The following is a 20,846-nucleotide window of genomic DNA, read 5'->3' as shown; positions in this document are numbered from 1 at the left end:
GGGCACTTGTCGCCACTGATTTTTTGCTGCATCGGGAGTGAAAGCGCTTTTCTCAAGCGCCAGAGGCTGATTGGGTATCAGGCTCCTGCGCGCTGGGCTTTGGCCTTGGCCAGAATGGCGGCAAGCGTGGCCTTTTTGTCTGTGGTGGGCGCTGACGGTGTGTCGGCTTGAGCGCCAGTTTCTTCAGCTGGGGTTTGTGCCGTGGTGCGTACCGGCGCGTTGGCCTTGCGACCCGTACGCAGCAAATGCGCGCCATAGCGGCTGCGGGCATGGTCGGCCTGCGCAGTACTCCAGGCGGACCAGCCTGTGGCTTCAGCGCTGGCGTTGACCAGCTCTATGCAATCTACGGGGCAGGCAGGAATGCACAGCTCGCAGCCCGTGCAATGTTCGGCAATCACGGTATGCATGCGCTTGTTGGCGCCCAGAATCGCATCGGTAGGGCAGGCCTTGATGCACAGTGTGCAGCCTATGCACCAGGCCTCGTCTATCACGGCCAGGGTGCGAGGTGCTTCCAGGCCGTTTTCGGCGTTGAGCGGCAACTCCAGCCTGCCAGTGATGGTAGCCAGACGGCGAACGCCTTCCTGGCCGCCTGGCGGGCATTGATTGATGGCGGCTTCTCCGCTGGCAATGGCCTCGGCATAGGACGCGCAGTCGGGGTAGCCGCAGCGAGTGCACTGTGTCTGGGGCAGGGCTGCATCAATGTTCGCAGCCAATGCTTGAAGCGAAGAGGCTGCGGACATTGATGATTTCATTCTGGTCAGGCGAGCCTTTACGCCCTGGCGCGATGGGCCTCGCGTCCTTTCTGGGCAGGGGCGCTATTTTGACCTGTTTTTACCGCCTTGGCAGACTTGTCTGCATGAGCCTCGCTGCTTTCCAGCTCTGCGCCGTCGTCGCTGACGCTGCTCAGATGGCCTGCGGCGCTGGCGGCGGTGGCACTTGGGGGCTGATGTGCCAGGATGAAGTCGCGTACTTGCGGGTAGACGGTCTTGCGCCAGCGGCTGCCACTGAAGATGCCGTAATGCCCTGCGCCTTGCACTTCGATATGGTGGCGCGCCTCGGCAGCGATGCCAGTGCATAGATCATGGGCGGCGCGGGTTTGGCCGGCGCCCGAAATATCGTCCAGCTCGCCTTCCACCGTCAGCAAGGCGGTGTTCTTGATGTCCTGCGGACGCACCAGTTCGGTCTTGCCTTGCTCGTTCCTGACTTCCCAGGTGCCCTTGACCAGCTTGTACTCCTGAAACACTGTGGCGATGGTTTCCAGGTAGTAGTCTGCGTCCATGTCCAGCACGGCGTTGTACTCGTCATAGAACTTGCGGTGATGCTCGGCGCTGGCTTCATCACCCTTGATCAGGTCCTTGAAATAGTCGTAATGGCTGTTGGCGTGGCGGTCGGGATTCATGGCCACAAAGCCCGAGTACTGCAGAAAGCCGGGGTAGACGCGACGGCCGGCACCGGGGTAATTGTTCGGTACTTCGTAAATGACGTTGTTCTCGAACCACTCGTAGCTGCGGGTTTCGGCCAGGTTGTTCACGGCCGTCGGCGAGCGGCGCGCATCGATGGGACCGCCCATCATGGTCATGGACAGCGGTGTGACTTCGCCACGGCTGGCCATCAGAGAGACCGCCGCCAGCACCGGCACCGTCGGCTGGCAGACGCTGACCACATGACACTGACCATAGCGCCCTTGCAGATAGCGAATGAATTCCTGCACATAGTTCACATAGTCGTCCAGATGGAACTCGCCCTCGGACAGCGGCACGGTGCGGGCATTCTTCCAGTCTGTGATATAGACCTTATGACCTCCGAGCATGCTTTGCACGGTGTCGCGCAGCAAGGTGGCATAGTGGCCCGAGAGCGGGGCGACGATCAACACCACGGGCTGGCTGAGCATGAGATCCAGTGTTTCTGGATCATCGGAGAAGCGCTTGAAGCGGCGCAGCTCACAAAACGGCTTGTCGACCTCCACGCGCTCGCGAATGGTGACATCCACGCCGTTGACTTCGACGTTATGCAGATCGAACTCGGGCTTTTCGTAGTCCTTGCCCAGGCGATACATGAGGTTGAAGCCCGCAGCCATGCGCTGGGCGATGGGCACCTGGCTGAAGACCGAATGAGGGTTGTTGTAGAACTTGGAGGCGGCCTGGGCAAAGTCTGCAAATGGCTCGACCATTGCGCGTTGCATTTCGTAGATCTGATAGAGCATGGTACGCACTTTTGCGGGTTATGTTGCAGTGCAATATAACAGCAGAGTTTGACATGCAAAGTAGTGAATTCCCTTCAAATGACGGATCTGCTGGGATTGCGCAACGCAGGCCGGACCTCACTGAGTTTGAAAGTAAAAAAGCTGACCGAAGTCAGCTCTTTCATGAGTGCTCAAAGCATTTGCTCTGCGGGTTCCCGCTGAATCTCGTTCGGCTTGGTGCGGGCCAGTTTCATGACCTCATGCGGCGGCAGGGTCTTGAGGCGGTGATCGCTCCAGACCTGGCGCCAGCGGCGTGCACCGGCGAGGCCATTGCGAAGCCCCAGCATATGCCGGGCAATCGAATACCAGTGGGTGCCATGCTCGAGCGCTTCGCGCTCCATATACAGCACCATCTGTTCTTCAATATCCTCTCGTGTGCGTTCCCTGCTCTCGTCCTGATAGTAAAGGGCGTCCCACGACGACATCCACCAGGGGTTGTGATAGGCCTCGCGGCCCACCATGACTCCATCGACCTGCTGCAGCTGCTGCCGCACTACTTCGTCGGTCTTGATGCCGCCGTTGACGGCGATTGTCAGGCCCGGAAAGTCACGCTTGAGCTGTGCCACGACTTCGTAGCGCAGCGGTGGGATTTCACGGTTTTCCTTGGGAGAGAGGCCTTTGAGCCAGGCGTTGCGAGCGTGAACCACAAACACCTGGCAACCTGCGTCGGCAACAATTCCGACGAAGTCACGCACAAAGTCGTAGCTTTCAATTTTGTCGATGCCGATTCGATGCTTGACGGTGACCGGCACGGACACTGCATCTGACATGGCCCTGACGCAATCGGCCACCAGTGCAGCCTCGTTCATCAGACAGGCACCGAAAGCGCCGCGTTGCACACGCTCGCTAGGGCAGCCGCAGTTGAGGTTGATCTCGTCATAGCCCCATTGCTCACCCAGGCGTGCGCTATGCGCCAGATCGGCCGGCTCCGAGCCACCCAATTGCAATGCCACAGGATGTTCTTCGGCTTCAAACCGCAGATGGCGGGCCACGTCGCCATGCACCAGAGCTCCGGTTGTCACCATTTCGGTATAGAGCAGGGTGTGCTGGCTGAGCAGGCGGTGGAAGTAGCGGCAATGCTTGTCCGTCCAGTCCATCATTGGCGCCACCGACATACGCCACATGTTGCTATCTAGTTGTTTTTTAACGATTTGTTCGGTGCTCATACTATGAAAAGTGCCTTGTAGTGCACTGAAAATTGACCCTGTTTTACCCCGTTTTGCCGGGGTTTTTAACGCTGAATGCTGCATTGGTGCACCACGAATTTCATGGAGCACTGATGGGAACCATCACCCAACGAAAGAGTGTCAAGGGTGTCGGATCGTTCCAGGCTTAGATCCGTCTGAAGGAAGGCGGAGAACTGACTCTTTTCGAGTCCAAGACGTTTACCCGGCGCGCTCTTACCCAGAAATGGCTGCGAAGACGTGAAGCAGAAATCGAGGAGGCCCAAGCAACTGGCCGGCCTGTTCAAGGTTTCGTCACCCTCAAGCAGATACTGCAGGATTATGTCAGCGATGCAAAAGGCATCGTGGCATGGGGGCGGTCCAAGACGGCCGACATCACCCGGTTGCAGAAGGCCAAGCTGGCGCACCGGGATGCCCGGCATCTGCGTGCCATCGACTTCATCGAGTACGCCAGGTGGCGGCGCACCGAAGAGGATGCAGGCCCGGCCACAGTGCTCAATGACATCGTTTGGCTGAGGCAAGCCTGCCTTGGCGCAGTGACGCGCTACGGCATGAACAAACTGGTGCAGGGGCTGGATGCGGCCAAGCAGGAGCTGCTGCGGCTCAAGATCATCTCCAAGCCACGCCGGCGCATACGTCGCCTGAAGGCTGAGGAAGAGGCCGCATTGCGGGAGTGCTTTGCCAGGCAGGAGACTCGCCCCTCGATTCCCATGCTGCAGATCTTCGAGTTTGCGTTGCTGACCACGCTCCACGACCTTGGCGAAAGCAAGGAATTCAGCAGGTGTGAAGCACATGGTTACTCAATGATAATTACTTGAGATTGATTGGCTTCCATCGAAATTCAGAATACCCCCTGGAGCAGCGCATACGCTAAAGCCCGCTTGGTCATCACCTCATAGGGAATGGTGATCTAGGAAGACCAGTACTCCCATTAAGTCGGCAGCATTTCTTCAATCGCTGATTAGCGATAGACAGCCACACGGTTTCTGCCGTCACGCTTGGCTTTGTAGAGCATCTCGTCGGCGTATTTGATAACCGTTGGGATGTCGGAAGAGCTGTTCGGCCAGCTTGCCACCCCCAGGGAAATGGTGACGTGGCCAACGCCTTCAAACACTGCTGCTTCCACTTGCTTGCGCAAGCGCTCTGCGACTTGAACTGCGGTCGTTTCACTGGTTCGAGGCAAGACAATCAAAAATTCCTCACCACCAACGCGACAAGGCAAGTCATCTGCGCGTGAGACAGATTTCATTTGCTTGGCCAGGTCACGCAAGACGAGGTCACCTGCATCATGTCCAAAGGTGTCGTTGACCTTCTTGAAATGGTCGATGTCGATAGATACCACTGAGAAAATCTGGCTGGACGCTTCGAGCGTTTTCAATGCAGCTTCCAGGCTTCGACGATTGCCAAGCTTGGTCAAAGGATCAGTTTTAATATCATCCTGAAGTTTTTGAATATTTCTATTCAGCAAGGAAATGCCAACTAACATGGCCTTTTTCAACTCATAGGACTCTACATACCACGATTTTATTTTCTGTATTTTCTTTTCTGTTTCTGGATCGCCAATGTTTTTTGCACCTTCAGACAGCAATTGCAGCGGCTTGGCAATTCTGTTTGCGCACCAACAGATCAGAAATACAGAAATTACCGCTATAGGTAGCGTCTTAAGAATTACTTGCTTCATCAGCGAGTCCAATGGAGCAAGGGTTGCCGACAGAGGTCTCTGTGCAACTACTCCCCAGTTCGTAGTGGGAATAATTGCATAGCCTGAAATCATCTCAACCCCACGAGTATTCTTAACGATCTGGCTGCCGGATTCGGAATTTTGAATTTTCCCGATGACTTCATTGCCGCTCACGAGTGTTCCTACTCGATTTTGATCAGGATGATAGACAAGCTTTTTGTTCTGATCGACAACATACAAGTATGAGCCATCTTTGTAGTAGTGTGTGCCAAGCAGATGGTTGAGGATGCTCTGTTGGTTGAGGTAGATCGTTCCCCCAACCATGCCTAAATAGTTGCCGGATGGGTCGTGAATAGGGTGAGAGATGAATACCAGCAAATTTCCAATGGTGGAAATATATGAGTCACTAATCAGCGGCTTCTGCGTTTTTATCGACTCTACAATGCCTGGTGTTGTAAGAGTTCTTCCCGTGAGTTTCAAAGTTTCAGGTGAAGAAGCTAAAACACTAGAGCGAGCATCAACTATAAGGATGGAATTGAAGCTTTCAGTCTGAGTTTTGAGCCTTTCTGACTCTGATTTTAGTACTTCGATGTTATTGAAGTTTTTTGATAAATAGACTGAGCTTGCCGCTAGCTGTTGTTGAGCTGCTCTAAGGAAGTCATCAGTGCTCTTTGCCAGTTTAGTTGCATAGACGAAATTTCCATTCAAATTTTCATCTATGAGTTGTTGGCGTTGAACAGTATAGGCTGCGTAAAATGTATTAACTAAGGAGATAAATGCGCTGGTAACCGTGAGAAATAGGATCAAACGCCTAAGATCCATTTTGCAAAAAATCTTGCGTATGCTGAATTTCACAGAGCACCCAGAAAACAAGCGTTGACAAAAACTATCGACATCGGTCAATTTATTTGTTTATTTTACTGTTGTGTGAGAGGTTGCTAGGGTTAGTACCTGTGTAAAAAGTGCAGTCACTGTTGACAGGTCCGTTTCCTGTCGGTGGCGGGCAACGTTGGCAAGTTGCTATACGGCTTCGCAGCCGTGTGCTTGATTGCATGGATCTACTCGCAGCTGTCTGTAGCTGCTCAAGAATGCGAGACCCCCAAGTCAGCACCTCACAGCTCTCCACTCCTGCTCGGCCTGAGCCTTCTTTTAATCGATGTACGTAGCCAGCTTGCTTGTATCCATAAACCACTGGCTCTTGTTGCATCCCAGGCGGTAAGCAGGCACGGGCAACGCCTGATGCTTCTGCACGCAGACGGTCACATGCGTCCAGCCTACAAAGCCGCCGTGCTGCAGCTCATCGTAAGCGGGCAGGTCTGCGGACAGCAGGCCCTTGCCGACCAGCTCTTGCACGATCTGGTCGGAATAGGCGGGGATCATGCCAGTGCCTCCTGTGCTTCAACGACCTGCAGTTCCGTGTAGTCGGCGCTGATGACCCAGCGCTCCGTCATTCGGTGGACTGGGCGTGGGGGTCTGCCGGCAGCTTGATCAGGAATGCGCGGCCGTCCGTCTTTTGCTTGATGACAGTTAGGTGCTGATCTGTGGTGGAGGTGGATTTTTAGGCAGGGGCTAGTGCCGAGAAGGCTGTACAGGGGAGTAAGAAGGGAAAGACGAGTGGCTAGATCAAATTCGCCCACCGAATTGAAAGCTTTTTATGTAACTTACATGTTATTCCACAGGGCCCCTTAAACCCTGTATCAGTCAATTACTGAGCCTTCGTCTTCCAGCTGTCAATAGGCTTGACATACATCTGCTCGATAGCGTCTTCGTAGCAAGCCATCAGGTTTTTTCGCTTGAGCTTGAGGGTAGGGGTCATCAGGCCGTTGTCAATGTTCCAGCTATCCCTGACCAGGTGGATGGCTCTGGGCACTGCATAACGAGCGAAGTTGCGTGTCTGCTTTTCGATTCGGGTAAGCACTTCTCTCTCTGCTGCTGCATGGTGCAGACTGGATCCATCATTCGGGTTCAGCCCAACACTCGTGGCGAGCATTTCCCATTCCATTTGACTAACAACCGCAATGCAGGCAATGAATGGACGATCCTCGCCAATCACGAACACTTGCTCAAACAGGGGATCGACGAGGATGGCCTGTTCCACATCATTGGGGGGCACTTTCTCTCCCGTCGATGTCACAATGATTTCCTTGATGCGACCTTTGATTCGGATACGGCCATTTTCGATTGAAGCCTGGTCACCGGTTCTCAGCCAGCCATCGGCAGTAAAGGCTTTGGCGGTGTCTTCCGGACGATTCCAATAACCGCGCATCACTACCGGGCCAGACACCTGCAACTCCTGATCCTCGCCAATTCGGACCTCAATGCCCGGCAGTACACGACCAACGGTATCGGGCCAGTTATCGTCGAGTCCGTTGGCGCTGACAACTGGAGCGGTTTCGGTCATGCCATAGCCTTGCACCATGGGCAGGCCCAGGCCCAGAAAAGTGCGCGCAATTGTCGGAGACAGTGGTGCTCCGCCACTCACAGCCACGCGAAGCCGGCCTCCAAACTGTGCAAGTAGGGGTTGGGCGACAAGTTTGCGCAGAAGCCAGCCGGGCAAGGCGCAAGCCCAGTTGGCCTTGACTTCCAGTTGCTCCCCCAAGGGCATGCCTTGATGAGCGCAGAAGCTCTTCCAGCCTTTGCTGACTGCAGCGTCAAACAGCTTGTGCTTAAGAGGGCTGGAAGCAAGCGACTCTTGAACCTTGGCATAAACACGTTCATAGATGCGAGGCACCGAGATCAGTACGGTCGGCTTGACCTGCTTCATATCCTGTGCGAGTTGTGCAACAGAGCGTGCGTAGGCGACGCAGGAACCGGTAGCAACGGCCAGGTAGTAGCCCGCAGTTCGCTCGAAAGTATGTGAGAGCGGCAGAAACGAGAGAAAGACGTCCTCAGGGAAGGCCTTCACACGCTGCATCACCGCGTGTAAATCACTGACTACGTTGTCGTGAGTGAGCATGACGCCCTTGGGCTTTCCCGTCGTTCCGGAGGTATAGACAATGCCTGCCAACTCCGTTTTCTTTGGTGGCAGGGGGAGGGCAGAGGTACGCCGCTGACCGGCCTGAAGCCAGGCGGACAACACAATGACCGGCTTACGCTGCAAGGCCTTGACTGAGTCCTGCTCTGCTTGTTCGATAGGCACGATGCAAGCGTTCGACGAGTCGTTCGGTCGGCCTTGCTGTGCGTGAATCACGGCCTGGAGTTCGGGCAGGTTCTGACCTGTTGCGCAAATTTTCTGCCAGGCCTTGACGTCGGCCACGACCAGCAAGGAAGCCCCCGAGTCGGCCAAAATGTATGCAATGCTTCCGGCATTGTCGATGGCATGCAGAGGAACTGGCACGTAACCACAGCGCAGACAGGCCTGGTCGATGGTCATTGCATCAAAGCCATTGGGCAGCAAGATTGCAATCCTTGCACCGACAGGAAGATTCGAGGCGCATAAGGCGTGGCTCCACAGAGCGACGCGTTCCGCTGTTTCGACCCAGCTCAGGCTTTTCCAGGCATTTGTGCTCTCATCGAACTCCCGGTAAGCCTCGGCCGATGGCGTGCAGCGAACGCGCATGGCCAGGAGCTCTGGCAAGGTTTGCACTTGCTCGATAGTCAAATACTGTTTCTCTGCTTGGAGGCCCAGTACATCGGTTTCACTTGCTTGGTTCATGCGCTTGCCTTCAGGAAGCGGGCAATTTCCCGCTACGTGAATGATAGCGCTAGAGACATTCAGACCGGTATAGGACTCAGATTGTGGCTCCGAGCGGGATATCGATGCTTTGATAGCAGACGGCGATGTAATGGTGCAAGCGCTGCTGCTCGTCGCGCACAGCCGTCAGGGAAATCTGATGGCGGTTCCTGTCATGGTGCATGACGCGCATGCCTTGCCAGTGTCCTTTTTTACCGATTTCCGTCCAGATCTGCGGCCACTGGACAGACGTGTTGTCATCGCCATGGATGAAAAGACTGGAAAACTCCTTGTTCTTCGCCGCTTGGCGGTTCAAGCCGCTGATACGTGCAAAGGCCGGGTTGATGTCTACAATTTTCCGGTTCGCATCAAGAACCACCATGCCTTCGAAGGAATGATTGAATACCGTGGCAGCTATATGCAGTTGCCGCTCGGTTCGCTTACGGTCTGAGAGATCGGTCAGAAGGCCTACATACATGCGCTGACCCCGTGCCTCGGCTTGGCTCAACGCCAGGCGCATGGGGATCAGCGTACCGTCCTTGTGCTGACCCAGCACCTCTGAAATCTTGTTCTCCAGAGGTGGCGCGTTGTTTCGCTGGCCGGCTTCATGCTGTTCCAGATAGTGATCATGCTGGTTGAACAGTGCAGCGGGCATGAGCATTTTCACGTTCTGGCCCAGTACTTCATCTGGGCTCCAGCCGAATATGACCTCAGCTGCCGGGTTGTAATCAGTTACACATCCCCGATTATCGATGCAGATAATTCCATCTGCTGCCATATTCACCAAAGCTTGCAGTCGGGCTTCATTCATATCCACTTTCAGCCAGCGACTGCGGTACTGAATCAAGGCATTGGCCTGTGCAATCAATCCGCCAAATAGCAGAGTTATCACGGCAATGGTCAGCGCCAGAATCAAACGATCATTCGATGATGCCGCGTCATGTGTTTCATGTTCGGCCGTGACTCGCAGCGCCAGCATGGCTGTGTAATGCATGCCCGAGATCGCGGCGCCCATGATGATGGCCGCCAGTGTTTTGCGCCAGTGGTCTTGTTTGAGGTTGAAGCGTGCCAGCCCGAAACGAATCCAGAGCGCCAAGGTGGCCAGTGCTACGCCAACAATAAGAGAAATGGCAAACCAGAGTGGTGAATACTGGTGCGTGGCAGGCATGCGCATTGCTGCCATGCCGCTGTAATGCATGGCAGCAATGCCGATACCAACCGTCAAGCCACCTAATGCCAATTGCCTGAGATTGAGTTCATTGTGAGCCAGCAAGGCAAGGGCCACTGCTGATGCTGCGATACCTGGAATGATGGAGAAGACGGTGACCGGCAAATCATACTGAACTGCAGCATGCATCGAATAAGCGAGCATGCCGATGAAATGCATGGCCCAGATTCCTATGCCCAGTGCCAGCGACCCGCTCACAATGGACCAGTTGCGCAACTGCCTTGATGTGGCCAGTCTGGCGAAAGCAGCATGGCGCAAAGCTTGGCCAGAGGCAATCCAGCAAACTGCCAGCGATAAGGTCACAAGGAAGGGGTCATATTCACCCTTAAGCACGTGAGCGTCGGCAGACGGGCTCCAGAAAAATTGCGCCAGCATGAATCATGATCCTGTAACACTGAAAGCACATTCAGTTACCTGGCAAGCTTCGCATGAAGTGGGTAATCCAATATTTCAAATATCTAGGATAAATACTAGAACGGATCGAACGTGGATCTTTTAGATCGCAGCGTCGAGTCCATTTGAGAAATGCTGCTGCACTGCGCTCATGGCAATTTTCGGATCGCGCTTCAGCAGTGCCTGCATGATGGCTTCGTGCTCTGCCAGGGAGTCTTCAATACGGCCTTGCTTGAACAGCGATTTGTGACGGTTCAGCTTCATGACCTTGCGCAAATCGGCTACCAGCTGGTTACGCCAGCGGTTGTCGGCAATATCGAGAATCTGCATGTGAAAGCTCTCGTTGAGCGCAAAAAAACGCTCGGCGTCGGCTGTGTTCTGCTTTAACTCCTCGTGGGTCTGCTGCAGACGCTGCAATTGTTCGTCCGTGGCCTTGCCGGCAACCTCGGCCGCAGCATCTGCCTCCAGCAGACTCAGCAATCGATAGACGTCGGAGATGTCCTTGGGCGATACCTCGGTCACGTAAGCGCCTCGACGCAGCTTCATGGTCACCAGACCTTCGGCGGCCAATACCTTCAGTGCCTCGCGCAGGGGGGTGCGGCTGATGCCGTATTCCTCGGCAATCTTGAGTTCGTCGATCCAGGCTCCGGGCTCAAGCTCTCGCCGGAAGATGCGTTGACGCAACTGCTCGGCGACCTGCTCATATAGCGCAAGAGGAGTAAGTGTTTTGCTTGTCATTACGCGAGATTATATGCTGCAAGTATTTTGAATTCATAATTATGAATCATGTACACTAGGCGCATCTAGGTAGTTCACCGCAATTCCAAACTTCACTGCGCGCACCGCATACGAGAGACAACATGAGCCAAGAGAATCCGGCACAGGACCCACAAGAATTTGCCCCCGCTGATCTGCAAGCCTGGAACAAGGCCGCCAACAAGGCGGCCCCCGGTGGCGACATCAACAACCTGAACTGGGTCACGCCGGACGGCATCACCGTCAAGCCGCTGTACACGGCCGAAGACACGGAAGATCTGCCATTCACCAACACGCTGCCGGGATTCGCCCCTTATATCCGCGGCCCCCAGGCCACCATGTATGCAGGCCGGCCCTGGACCATTCGCCAGTACGCAGGTTTCTCCACCGCCGAAGAGTCCAACGCCTTCTATCGCAAGGCGCTGGCTGCCGGCGGTCAAGGCGTTTCCGTTGCTTTTGACCTGGCTACGCACCGTGGCTACGACTCCGACCATCCGCGTGTGACGGGGGATGTGGGCAAGGCCGGTGTGGCGATTGACTCCGTCGAGGACATGAAGATCCTCTTCAACGAGATCCCCCTGGACAAGGTGTCTGTTTCCATGACTATGAACGGCGCCGTGCTGCCCGTGTTGGCTGGCTATGTGGTAGCCGCCGAAGAGCAGGGCGTGTCGCAGGACCAGCTCGCCGGAACGATTCAGAACGACATTCTGAAAGAGTTCATGGTGCGCAACACCTATATCTATCCGCCCAAGCCGTCGATGAAGATCATTGGCGACATCATCGAGTACACGAGCCAGAACATGCCAAAGTTCAACTCGATCTCGATCTCGGGCTACCACATGCAGGAAGCCGGCGCCAACCAGGCGCTGGAGATGGCTTTCACGCTGGCCGACGGCAAGGAATATGTGAAGACAGCCATTGCCAAGGGCATGGACGTGGATGCTTTCGCGGGCCGTCTGTCCTTCTTCTGGGCCGTGGGCATGAATTTCTACCTGGAAGTGGCCAAGATGCGTGCCGCGCGCCTGCTGTGGTGCCGCATCATGAAGGGCTTTGACGCCAAGAACCCCAAGAGCCTGATGCTGCGCACGCACAGTCAGACGTCGGGCTGGTCGCTGACCGAGCAGGACCCCTACAACAACGTGGTTCGAACCACCATCGAAGCCATGGCGGCCGTGTTCGGCGGCACCCAGTCCCTGCACACCAATGCGCTGGACGAGGCCATTGCCCTGCCCACGGAGTTCTCTGCCCGCATTGCCCGCAACACACAGCTGATCATTCAGGAAGAGACCCATATCACCAATGTGATCGACCCCTGGGCTGGCTCTTACATGATGGAAAAGCTGACCCAGGAAATGGCCGACAAGGCCTGGGCCATCATCGAGGAAGTCGATGCCATGGGTGGCATGACTGCGGCCGTGGACAGCGGCTGGGCCAAGCTCAAGATCGAAGCCGCCGCCGCCGAGAAGCAGGCGCGTATCGATTCGGGCAAGGAAGTCATCGTCGGCGTCAACAAGTACAAGCTGGCCAAGGAAGACCCGGTCGACATTCTGGAAGTGGACAATGTCAAGGTGCGTGACAGCCAGATTGCGCGACTCAAGAATATCAAGGCGAAGCGCGATGCAGCGCAGGTGGAGGCTGCGCTTGCCGCCATCACTGCTGCTGCAGAATCAGGCGAGGGCAATTTGCTGGATCTGTCCATCAAGGCCGTGCGCCTGCGTGCCACGGTAGGTGAGGTTTCCGACGCGATGGAAAAGGCGTTTGGCCGCCACCGCGCCGATACCCAGAAGGTGACCGGTGTGTATGCTGCCGCTTATGACTCGGCCGAAGGCTGGGACAAGCTCAAGGAAGAAATCAACTCCGCTTCGCAGGTCATTGGGCGCCGCCCCCGCGTGATGATCGCCAAGCTGGGTCAGGACGGCCATGATCGTGGAGCCAAGGTGGTAGCCACCGCCTTTGCGGACCTGGGTTTCGACGTGGACATGGGGCCGCTGTTCCAGACCCCCGAAGAATGCGCTCGCCAGGCCATCGAGAACGATGTGCACGCTGTGGGTGTCTCCACTCTGGCAGCCGGTCACAAGACCCTGGTGCCGGCCATCATTGAAGAGCTCAAGAAGCAGGGCGCGGACGACATCATCGTCTTCGTGGGCGGCGTGATCCCCGCTCAGGACTATGATTTCCTCTACAACGCAGGCGTCAAGGGCGTATATGGCCCCGGCACTCCCATTCCTGCCAGCGCCAAGGATGTGCTGGAGCAGATCAAGAAGGCCAACGGTCTCTGATCGGCCGGCAAGCATCGATAGCAAAGGCGATCGCGAAGTGACACCTGAGCAAATGCAAAACGGTATTTTGCATGGCAACCCTGCCGTGCAGCGCCGGGCCATGGCCAAGGCCATTACCTTGCTTGAATCCTCCCGGGCCGACCACCGTGAACAGGCTGACGGCCTGCTCACCGCTCTGCTGCCGCATACGGGCAAGGCGTTTCGCCTTGGCATCAGCGGCGTGCCGGGCGTCGGCAAATCCACCTTCATCGAGGCCCTGGGCCTGTACCTGATAGAGAAGGGGCTGCGTGTGGCCGTGCTGGCGATCGATCCGTCCAGTACCGTCTCGGGCGGCTCCATCCTCGGCGACAAGACCCGCATGGAGCAGCTGTCCATGCGGCTGGAGGCCTATATCCGCCCCAGCCCCAGCAGCGGCACGCTGGGCGGCGTGGCCGAAAAGACGCGCGAGGCCATGCTGGTCTGCGAAGCCGCCGGTTATGACGTGGTCATCGTCGAAACCGTGGGCGTCGGCCAGAGCGAGATCGCCGTGCACGGCATGACGGACATGTTCTGCGTGCTACAGCTGCCCAACGCGGGCGACGATCTGCAGGCTATCAAAAAGGGCGTGATGGAGCTGGCCGACCTGGTGGTCATCAACAAGGCCGACATCGACCCCCATGCCGCCACGCGCGCCCAGGCCCAGATCACGTCGAGCCTGCGCCTGCTGGGCATGCACGGCAACCCCGATCACGCCAACACCGGAGCGCTGTGGCAGCCGCGTGTGCTCCAGATCAGTGCCTTGCTGGGCCAAGGGGTCGACGGCTTCTGGGCTGCCGTCAGCAGCTTCAGGGAGCTGCAGACCGCCAATGGCCGCCTGGCCCTGCGCCGCGAGAAGCAGGCCCTGGCCTGGATGTGGGAGCGCATCGACTTCGGCCTCAAGCAGGCGTTTCGCCAGCATCCGCAGGTCAAGGCCATGCTCCCCGTCCTTCAGGACGATGTGGCCTCGGGTCGCATCGCCGCCAGTACTGCAGCAAGAAATCTGCTTCTAGCCCAAATGCAGTAGGCACTAGAAGCTCTTATTACCATAGCATCGCAGCATCACCATTGCGAGACAAGCAACCCAAATCACGTTAGAGGACAAGCATGCAAGACGATATCCTGAAGCAGCTGGAAGCCAAGCGAGAACTCGCTCGGTTGGGTGGGGGACAAAAGCGCATCGATGCGCAGCACAAGAAAGGCAAACTGACGGCGCGCGAGCGTATCGAGCTGCTGCTGGACGACGGCACTTTTGAAGAATGGGACATGTTCGTGGAGCACCGCTGCACGGACTTCGGCATGGAAAACACCAAGATCCCTGGAGACGGCGTGGTCACCGGCTACGGCATGATCAACGGCCGTCTGGTCTTTGTGTTCAGCCAGGACTTCACGGTGTTCGGCGGTGCGCTGTCCGAAACCCATGCCGAGAAGATCTGTAAGGTGATGGACCAGGCCATGAAGGTCGGCGCTCCCGTCATCGGCCTCAACGATTCGGGCGGCGCGCGTATCCAGGAGGGCGTTGCCTCTTTGGGCGGCTACGCTGATGTGTTCCAGAAGAATGTGTTGGCCTCGGGCGTGGTGCCCCAGATCTCCATGATCATGGGCCCCAGTGCCGGCGGTGCCGTGTACTCGCCGGCCATGACCGACTTCATCTTCATGGTCAAGGACAGTTCCTATATGTTCGTGACCGGGCCCGAAGTCGTGAAGACCGTGACGCACGAGGAAGTCACGGCCGAAGAGCTGGGCGGGGCCATCACCCACACCACCAAGAGCGGCGTGGCCGACATGGCTTTCGACAACGACGTGGAAGCACTGATGATGCTGCGTCGCCTCTATAACTACCTGCCCTTGAACAACAAGGAAAAGGCTCCCGTGCGCGAGACCACCGATCCCGTGGGCCGCGCCGATATGTCGCTGGATACGCTGGTGCCTGAAAACGCCAACAAGCCCTACGACATGAAGGAGCTGATTCTCAAGACCGTGGACGATGGCGATTTCTTCGAGCTGCAGCCAGAGTACGCCAAGAACATCATCATCGGTTTTGCCCGCATGGCTGGTCAGACCGTGGGCGTCGTGGCCAATCAGCCTCTGGTGCTGGCCGGCTGCCTGGACATCAAGTCCTCCATCAAGGCGGCGCGCTTCGTGCGCTTTTGCGATGCCTTCAACATCCCCGTGGTCACCTTCGTGGACGTGCCCGGTTTCATGCCTGGCACTTCCCAGGAATACGGCGGCATCATCAAGCACGGCGCCAAGCTGCTGTATGCGTATGCCGAAGCCACGGTGCCGAAGATCACCGTCATCACGCGCAAGGCCTATGGCGGCGCCTACGACGTGATGGCTTCCAAGCATTTGCGCGGTGACGTGAACCTGGCCTGGCCCCATGCCGAAATTGCCGTGATGGGCGCCAAGGGCGCGGTGGAGATCATCTTCCGTGAGGACAAGAACGATCCCGTCAAGCTGGCTGCGCGCGAAGCGGAGTACAAGGAACGCTTTGCCAACCCCTTTGTGGCCGGCGCCCGTGGCTTTATCGACGATGTGATCCAGCCGCACGAAACGCGCAAGCGCATCTGCCGCTCGCTGGAGATGCTCAAGAACAAGCAGCTGGACAACCCCTGGCGCAAGCACGGGAACATCCCCCTGTAAGAACAAGAAAAACCAGGAGATATATCCATGTTTACCAAGATTCTGATCGCAAACCGTGGCGAGATCGCCTGCCGAGTCATCGCCACCGCGCGCAAGATGGGCATCCAGACCGTGGCGGTCTATTCCGACGCCGACAAGGACGCACGCCACGTCAAGCTGGCCGACGAGGCCGTGCGCCTCGGTCCTGCTCCCAGCCGAGAGTCCTATCTGCTGGGCGAAAAAATCATTGAAGCCTGCAAGCAGACCGGTGCACAGGCCGTGCACCCCGGCTATGGCTTCCTGTCGGAAAACGAGGGCTTTGCAAGGCGCTGCGAAGAAGAGGGCATTGCCTTCATCGGCCCCAAGTCGCATTCCATTGCGGCCATGGGCGACAAGATCGCTTCCAAGAAGCTGGCCGGCGAAGCCCAGGTCAATACCATTCCCGGCTACAACGACGCCATCGCGGGCCCCGAGCAGGCCGTGGAAATCGCCAAGGGCATTGGCTACCCGGTGATGATCAAGGCCTCGGCCGGTGGTGGCGGCAAGGGTTTGCGCGTAGCCTTCAACGACAAGGAAGCCTTTGAAGGCTTTGCCTCGTGCCAGAACGAAGCGCGCAACAGCTTTGGCGACGACCGCATCTTCATCGAGAAGTTCGTGCAGGAGCCCCGCCATATCGAAATCCAGATTCTGGGCGACAGCCACGGCAATGTGGTTTACCTGAACGAGCGTGAGTGCTCGATACAGCGCCGTCACCAGAAGGTGATCGAGGAAGCGCCTTCGCCCTTCATCAGCGATGCCACCCGCAAGGCCATGGGCGAGCAGGCCGTGGCCCTGGCCAAGGCCGTCAGGTATCAGAGCGCCGGCACCGTGGAGTTCGTGGTCGGCAAAGACCAGGACTTCTACTTCCTGGAGATGAATACCCGTCTGCAGGTGGAGCACCCTGTGACCGAATGCATCACCGGCCTCGATCTGGTCGAGCAGATGATTCGTGTGGCCGCTGGTGAAAAGCTGGCTTTCACCCAAGCGGATGTGAAGCGCGACGGCTGGGCCATTGAGTGCCGTATCAACGCCGAAGACCCGTTCCGCAATTTCCTGCCTTCGACCGGCCGCCTGGTGCGCTTTGCGCCGCCCGAGCAGACCATGTGGCAGTCCGATACCCAGCATCTGAACGGCGTGCGTGTGGATACCGGCGTCTACGACGGCGGCGAGATCCCCATGTACTACGACTCGATGATTGCCAAGCTCATCGTGCACGGCAAGGATCGCAACGACGCCATCGCCAAGGCCCGCGAAGCGCTCAACGGCTTTGCCATCCGCGGTATCAGCTCCAACATTCCATTCCAGGCGGCCTTGCTGGCACACCCGGACTTTGTCTCGGGCAAGTTCAACACCGGCTTTATCGCCCAGCACTATGCCGACGGCTTCCATGCCGAGGACGTGCCCCACGATGATCCCGACTTCCTGGTGGCTCTGGCGCTGTTCCGCAATCGCCGATACCGCGCGCGTGCATCGACCATCACCGGCCAAATGCAGGGCCACCAGGTGCAGGTGGGCGAGAAGTACACCGCCGTGGTTTTGGGGACTGAAGGCAAGAACCAGTATGTGACCGGCGAGGTGACCGACTTCGATGCCCAGGCTCGCGTCTGCAAGGTCGTGATCGACGACAAGACCTACGAATTCCGCAGCAATGCCGATATTCGCGATCTGGTGGTGCGCGGCGTGTGCAACGGCAAGGAGTTCACCTGCCAGATCGAGCGCGGCAATGGCAAGAACCCGCTGGCTCTGCGTGTCATCCACAACGGCACGCAAGCCGATGTGCTGGTGCTCTCGCCAAAGGGCGCCGAGATGCACAAGCTCATGCCTTACAAGGCCCCGCCCGACCTGTCCAAGTTCCTGCTCTCGCCCATGCCTGGCCTGTTGGTCGATGTGGCAGTGCAGCCCGGCCAGAAGGTGCAGGCCGGGGAGAAGCTGGCCGTCATCGAAGCCATGAAGATGGAGAACATCCTGTTCGCAGCGCAGGATGGTGTGGTCAGCAAGATCAGCGCCGCCAAGGGCGACTCGCTGGCGGTGGACGACATCATTCTGGAATTCGAGTGATGAGAGCTTTTCGGGGCCTCTGTTCAGAGCCGATATGGTCTGAGCACAAGGCCCCGAAGCAAAAGCCCGCACGGCTTTGGCTCTGCGGGCTTTCTGATTTTCAATAAGATCGGCTCTATCCTTTATCCAGACTCAGCTAGTAGCTATGACATTGAAAGCAGATACAACGACTTCCCGCCCTGCCAGATTGGCGCGTGCGCTGCTGGCTCTGTGGGGGACGCTGCTGCTTGTCGATGCTCTGGTACTGATGGGCATGGGGCACTTCAATGTGGGGGTGGTGCTGCCCGCCGGCTTGGGCGCTGCGGCCTTGTGGCTGAGCTGGAAATGGCGGGCCATACAGCACTGGCGGGCAGCCAGGCCCTTGCATGCAAGGCTCTGGTCGCTGGCTTGGGCCGGCCTGGTGCTGTGGCTGATCAGCCTTTTCTGGTTCTGGAGCCGTCTGTCCGGCCTGGGTCTGGAGCCGCAGCAAGTGCCGCCCGTGCAATCCATCGTGGTGCTGGGTAGTGGCACGCTCGATGGTCAGCCCAGGCCGGTTCTGGCTGCGCGACTGGATACGGCAGCAGAACTGGCCAAGTTGCAGCCCCAGGCTCTGGTTGCCGTTTGCGGCGGCGTGGATTGGGGTGAAAAAGAGTCGGAGGCCGAGGTCATGGCACGCTATCTGCAGCAGCGTCACGGTATTGCTGCGCAGCGGCTGGTGCTGGAAAAGCTCAGCACCAGTACCGAGCTGAACCTCAAACTCAGCCGGCCCTTGCTGGCCGATCGCGGCGTGGCCGCAGATGCACCCATGGCCATGGTCAGCAGCGACTTTCACCTGATGCGTGCCATGGACATTGCAAAGCGCCAGGATCTGCCCCAGGTCTATCCCGTGGCGGCTCCGACCCCTTTGGCCACGCGTTTCAATGCCTGGCTGCGGGAATACTTTGCCATGGTCAGCAGCTGGTTGCTGGGTGAGGTCTGATATTTCAATAAAAATCGGCTCTAGCGCTTACCAATATTACGCTTTAAGCTATCAATCAAGGAGTCATTCATGAGCAATCGTCCTTTCAGGGTTCTGGGCATTCAGCAAGTCGCCATCGGTGGCACCGACAAGCAGCGCATGAAAAAGCTGTGGGTGGACATGCTGGGTCTGGAGCAGACCGGCAGCTTCCAGAGCGAGCGCGAAAACGTGGACGAGGACATCCTGGCCATGGGGCGAGGCGCGATGAAGGTGGAAGTGGACATCATGCAGCCCATGGACATCGAGAAAAAGCCCGCTGTGCACGCCACACCGCTGAATCACATCGGCCTGTGGATCGACGACCTGCCCAAGGCTGTGGAATGGCTGACGGCCAATGGCGTGCGATTTGCTCCTGGCGGTATCCGCAAGGGAGCGGCAGGCTATGACATCACTTTCCTGCACCCCAAGAGCAATGACGAGTTTCCGATTGCTGGCGAAGGCGTGCTGATCGAACTGGTGCAGGCTCCGGCCGACGTGATTGCGGCGCTGGGCTGAGTGTTCCGGGCGCCTGCTAACAGATTGCAGCAGCGTGATTGCTGCGATTGTTCTCAGAACTGATAGCCGAGCCTGATCCCGAACGCTGTGGCGGACTCGGCATCAAAATTCGCCAGTGTCGTGCCGCCGCTGGAGATATCTATCGAGCCCAGACGCTGGTAGCTCAGCCAGGGCGTGAGCTTGAACCGGCCTTGCAGATAGCTCACCCCCACCGTGTAGCCAAGACGGCCATTGGTGGGGCGCAATGGCGACAGCGCGGCCTTGTCGCTGCGCTTGTCGTAAGCTACGGCGACAAAGCCGGACCAGTTCTCCGCCAGCTTCTGCCCAAGCGCCAGCGTGTAGGTGGTGGTGTCCTCCATATCTGCCAGGCTGTGGCCCGGGAGTTCCGCCGCCAGGGTCTGCGGATACAGCCTGAATTGCGACCAGTCGGTCCAGCGAATCTGCCCAAAGAGCAGGGTGCCTGGCGCGATGCCTGTCTGGATATCCAGGTTGAAACTTTGCGGGGCAGTCGATGCCGTCCTTGTTTCGCCAGGCCGTCGGTTTTCACGGGTAGCGATCTTGTGCTTGATGGCTGAGTGATAGGTCGCAGCAACGCGCAGGGCCATATCCTGGCGCTCATAGCTCATGCCCAACAAGTAGCCAGGCTCGGTACTGGGTCTGAAATCCACCCGGTATCCATCGAGCGCTCCAAACACCATTCCCCCCAGAGCGACATGTCCTTCGGTGCGCTGCAGGCGTAGCCCACCATGGACAGCCCAGTGCTCATCCAAGCGGTAGCGTATGGACCCCATGAGCTCATGGCTGCTCACGCGGGCCTGAGTGCCGCCAAAAAGAGGCGATTGCAGAGGGCTGTAAGCAATGTCAAGGCCAAAAGGCTTGCTCAGCATGAGCAGCACCGAGATGCGTGGATTCACATCCTGCTTGTATGCAAAGCCCCATTGGGTGTAATCATCAGCGACCTGACCGGTGGACTTTCCCAGGGCATCCATGCCCCCGATTCGAGGCTGGACCCTATAAGTTTCGACAGAAAGATAGCGACCGTTTTCAAACAAAGGTCCAAGGTCCTGGCCCGTTCTATCAAGGCCGCCGGCCTGGGCGCAGAGGCCCCACATCATGGCTGCGCAGCCAGTCCCCATTTTTGCTTTTCTCAACACCTGCTCCAACGCTCTGATTCCAGTTGCATG

The 20,846-nt window shown here is 57.5% G+C and carries 16 protein-coding genes; 7 read left to right on the top strand and 9 right to left on the bottom strand.

Going from position 1 to position 20,846, the window contains the following annotated elements:
- Positions 1-77: 77 nt before the first annotated feature.
- From rsxB to dusA, 3 genes are all read right to left on the bottom strand, one after another.
- A complete protein-coding gene (gene rsxB, locus F0P97_RS13695; RefSeq protein WP_182282830.1) occupies positions 78-740 on the bottom strand; it encodes an electron transport complex subunit RsxB in 663 nt (220 codons plus the stop codon).
- 29 nt (positions 741-769) lie between these two features.
- Positions 770-2,203, bottom strand: coding sequence for a polyhydroxyalkanoate depolymerase (locus F0P97_RS13690; protein WP_182282829.1), 1,434 nt, complete (start codon positions 2,201-2,203; stop codon positions 770-772).
- A 170-nt stretch (positions 2,204-2,373) separates the two neighbouring features.
- A complete protein-coding gene (gene dusA, locus F0P97_RS13685) occupies positions 2,374-3,408 on the bottom strand; it encodes a tRNA dihydrouridine(20/20a) synthase DusA (protein WP_182282828.1) in 1,035 nt (344 codons plus the stop codon).
- A 362-nt stretch (positions 3,409-3,770) separates the two neighbouring features.
- On the opposite strand from dusA, the gene F0P97_RS13680 reads away from it, so the two are divergent.
- The gene (locus F0P97_RS13680; protein WP_182282827.1) at positions 3,771-4,244 is read left to right on the top strand and encodes a hypothetical protein; all 474 of its coding nucleotides are present in this window, start codon (positions 3,771-3,773) and stop codon (positions 4,242-4,244) included.
- A gap of 143 nt (positions 4,245-4,387) precedes the next feature.
- Here the strand turns inward: F0P97_RS13680 and F0P97_RS13675 are convergent, their stop codons facing one another.
- The 5 genes from F0P97_RS13675 to F0P97_RS13655 all read right to left on the bottom strand — a co-directional run bounded on the left by F0P97_RS13675 (position 4,388) and on the right by F0P97_RS13655 (position 11,139).
- The gene (locus tag F0P97_RS13675; protein WP_232537923.1) at positions 4,388-6,010 is read right to left on the bottom strand and encodes a sensor domain-containing diguanylate cyclase; all 1,623 of its coding nucleotides are present in this window, start codon (positions 6,008-6,010) and stop codon (positions 4,388-4,390) included.
- Between the two features lie 246 nt (positions 6,011-6,256).
- Positions 6,257-6,487 (bottom strand): hypothetical protein, encoded by a 231-nt coding sequence (locus tag F0P97_RS13670; RefSeq protein WP_182282826.1) that lies wholly within the window; start codon positions 6,485-6,487, stop codon positions 6,257-6,259.
- Between the two features lie 325 nt (positions 6,488-6,812).
- On the bottom strand, positions 6,813-8,762 hold the full coding sequence (locus tag F0P97_RS13665; RefSeq protein ID WP_182282825.1) for an AMP-dependent synthetase/ligase: 1,950 nt from the start codon (positions 8,760-8,762) through the stop codon (positions 6,813-6,815).
- A 76-nt stretch (positions 8,763-8,838) separates the two neighbouring features.
- Positions 8,839-10,383 carry an MHYT domain-containing protein gene (locus F0P97_RS13660; RefSeq protein ID WP_182282824.1) on the bottom strand — a complete coding sequence of 515 codons (1,545 nt, stop codon included), beginning with the start codon at positions 10,381-10,383 and terminating at the stop codon, positions 8,839-8,841.
- Between the two features lie 120 nt (positions 10,384-10,503).
- Entirely contained in the window at positions 10,504-11,139 is a 636-nt protein-coding gene (locus F0P97_RS13655) for a GntR family transcriptional regulator (RefSeq protein ID WP_182282823.1), read from the bottom strand.
- Between the two features lie 122 nt (positions 11,140-11,261).
- Between F0P97_RS13655 and scpA the strand changes: the two genes are divergently transcribed.
- The 6 genes from scpA (at position 11,262) to F0P97_RS13625 (ending at position 19,662) form a co-directional block, all read left to right on the top strand.
- Complete coding sequence (scpA, locus tag F0P97_RS13650) at positions 11,262-13,436, top strand: methylmalonyl-CoA mutase (protein WP_182282822.1); 2,175 nt, start codon at positions 11,262-11,264, stop codon at positions 13,434-13,436.
- 52 nt (positions 13,437-13,488) lie between these two features.
- Positions 13,489-14,478, top strand: coding sequence for a methylmalonyl Co-A mutase-associated GTPase MeaB (meaB, locus tag F0P97_RS13645; RefSeq protein ID WP_232537922.1), 990 nt, complete (start codon positions 13,489-13,491; stop codon positions 14,476-14,478).
- 80 nt (positions 14,479-14,558) lie between these two features.
- A complete protein-coding gene (locus F0P97_RS13640; RefSeq protein ID WP_003065036.1) occupies positions 14,559-16,094 on the top strand; it encodes an acyl-CoA carboxylase subunit beta in 1,536 nt (511 codons plus the stop codon).
- 27 nt (positions 16,095-16,121) lie between these two features.
- Positions 16,122-18,170 carry an acetyl-CoA carboxylase biotin carboxylase subunit gene (locus F0P97_RS13635; protein WP_182282820.1) on the top strand — a complete coding sequence of 683 codons (2,049 nt, stop codon included), beginning with the start codon at positions 16,122-16,124 and terminating at the stop codon, positions 18,168-18,170.
- A 145-nt stretch (positions 18,171-18,315) separates the two neighbouring features.
- On the top strand, positions 18,316-19,128 hold the full coding sequence (locus F0P97_RS13630; RefSeq protein ID WP_182282819.1) for a YdcF family protein: 813 nt from the start codon (positions 18,316-18,318) through the stop codon (positions 19,126-19,128).
- Positions 19,129-19,197: 69 nt separating this feature from the next.
- On the top strand, positions 19,198-19,662 hold the full coding sequence (locus F0P97_RS13625) for a VOC family protein (protein WP_182282818.1): 465 nt from the start codon (positions 19,198-19,200) through the stop codon (positions 19,660-19,662).
- A 53-nt stretch (positions 19,663-19,715) separates the two neighbouring features.
- Here F0P97_RS13625 and F0P97_RS13620 read toward each other — a convergent pair whose 3' ends face one another.
- Positions 19,716-20,651, bottom strand: a complete 936-nt coding sequence (locus F0P97_RS13620; RefSeq protein WP_232537921.1) for an OmpP1/FadL family transporter — start codon at positions 20,649-20,651, stop codon at positions 19,716-19,718.
- Positions 20,652-20,846 lie beyond the last annotated feature (195 nt).

This window comes from Comamonas testosteroni (genome assembly GCF_014076415.1).
Taxonomy (GTDB): domain Bacteria; phylum Pseudomonadota; class Gammaproteobacteria; order Burkholderiales; family Burkholderiaceae_C; genus Comamonas; species Comamonas testosteroni_F.
The sequence above is the reverse complement of the archived record's forward strand: the minus strand, read 5'-3'. Positions and strand labels throughout refer to the sequence as shown.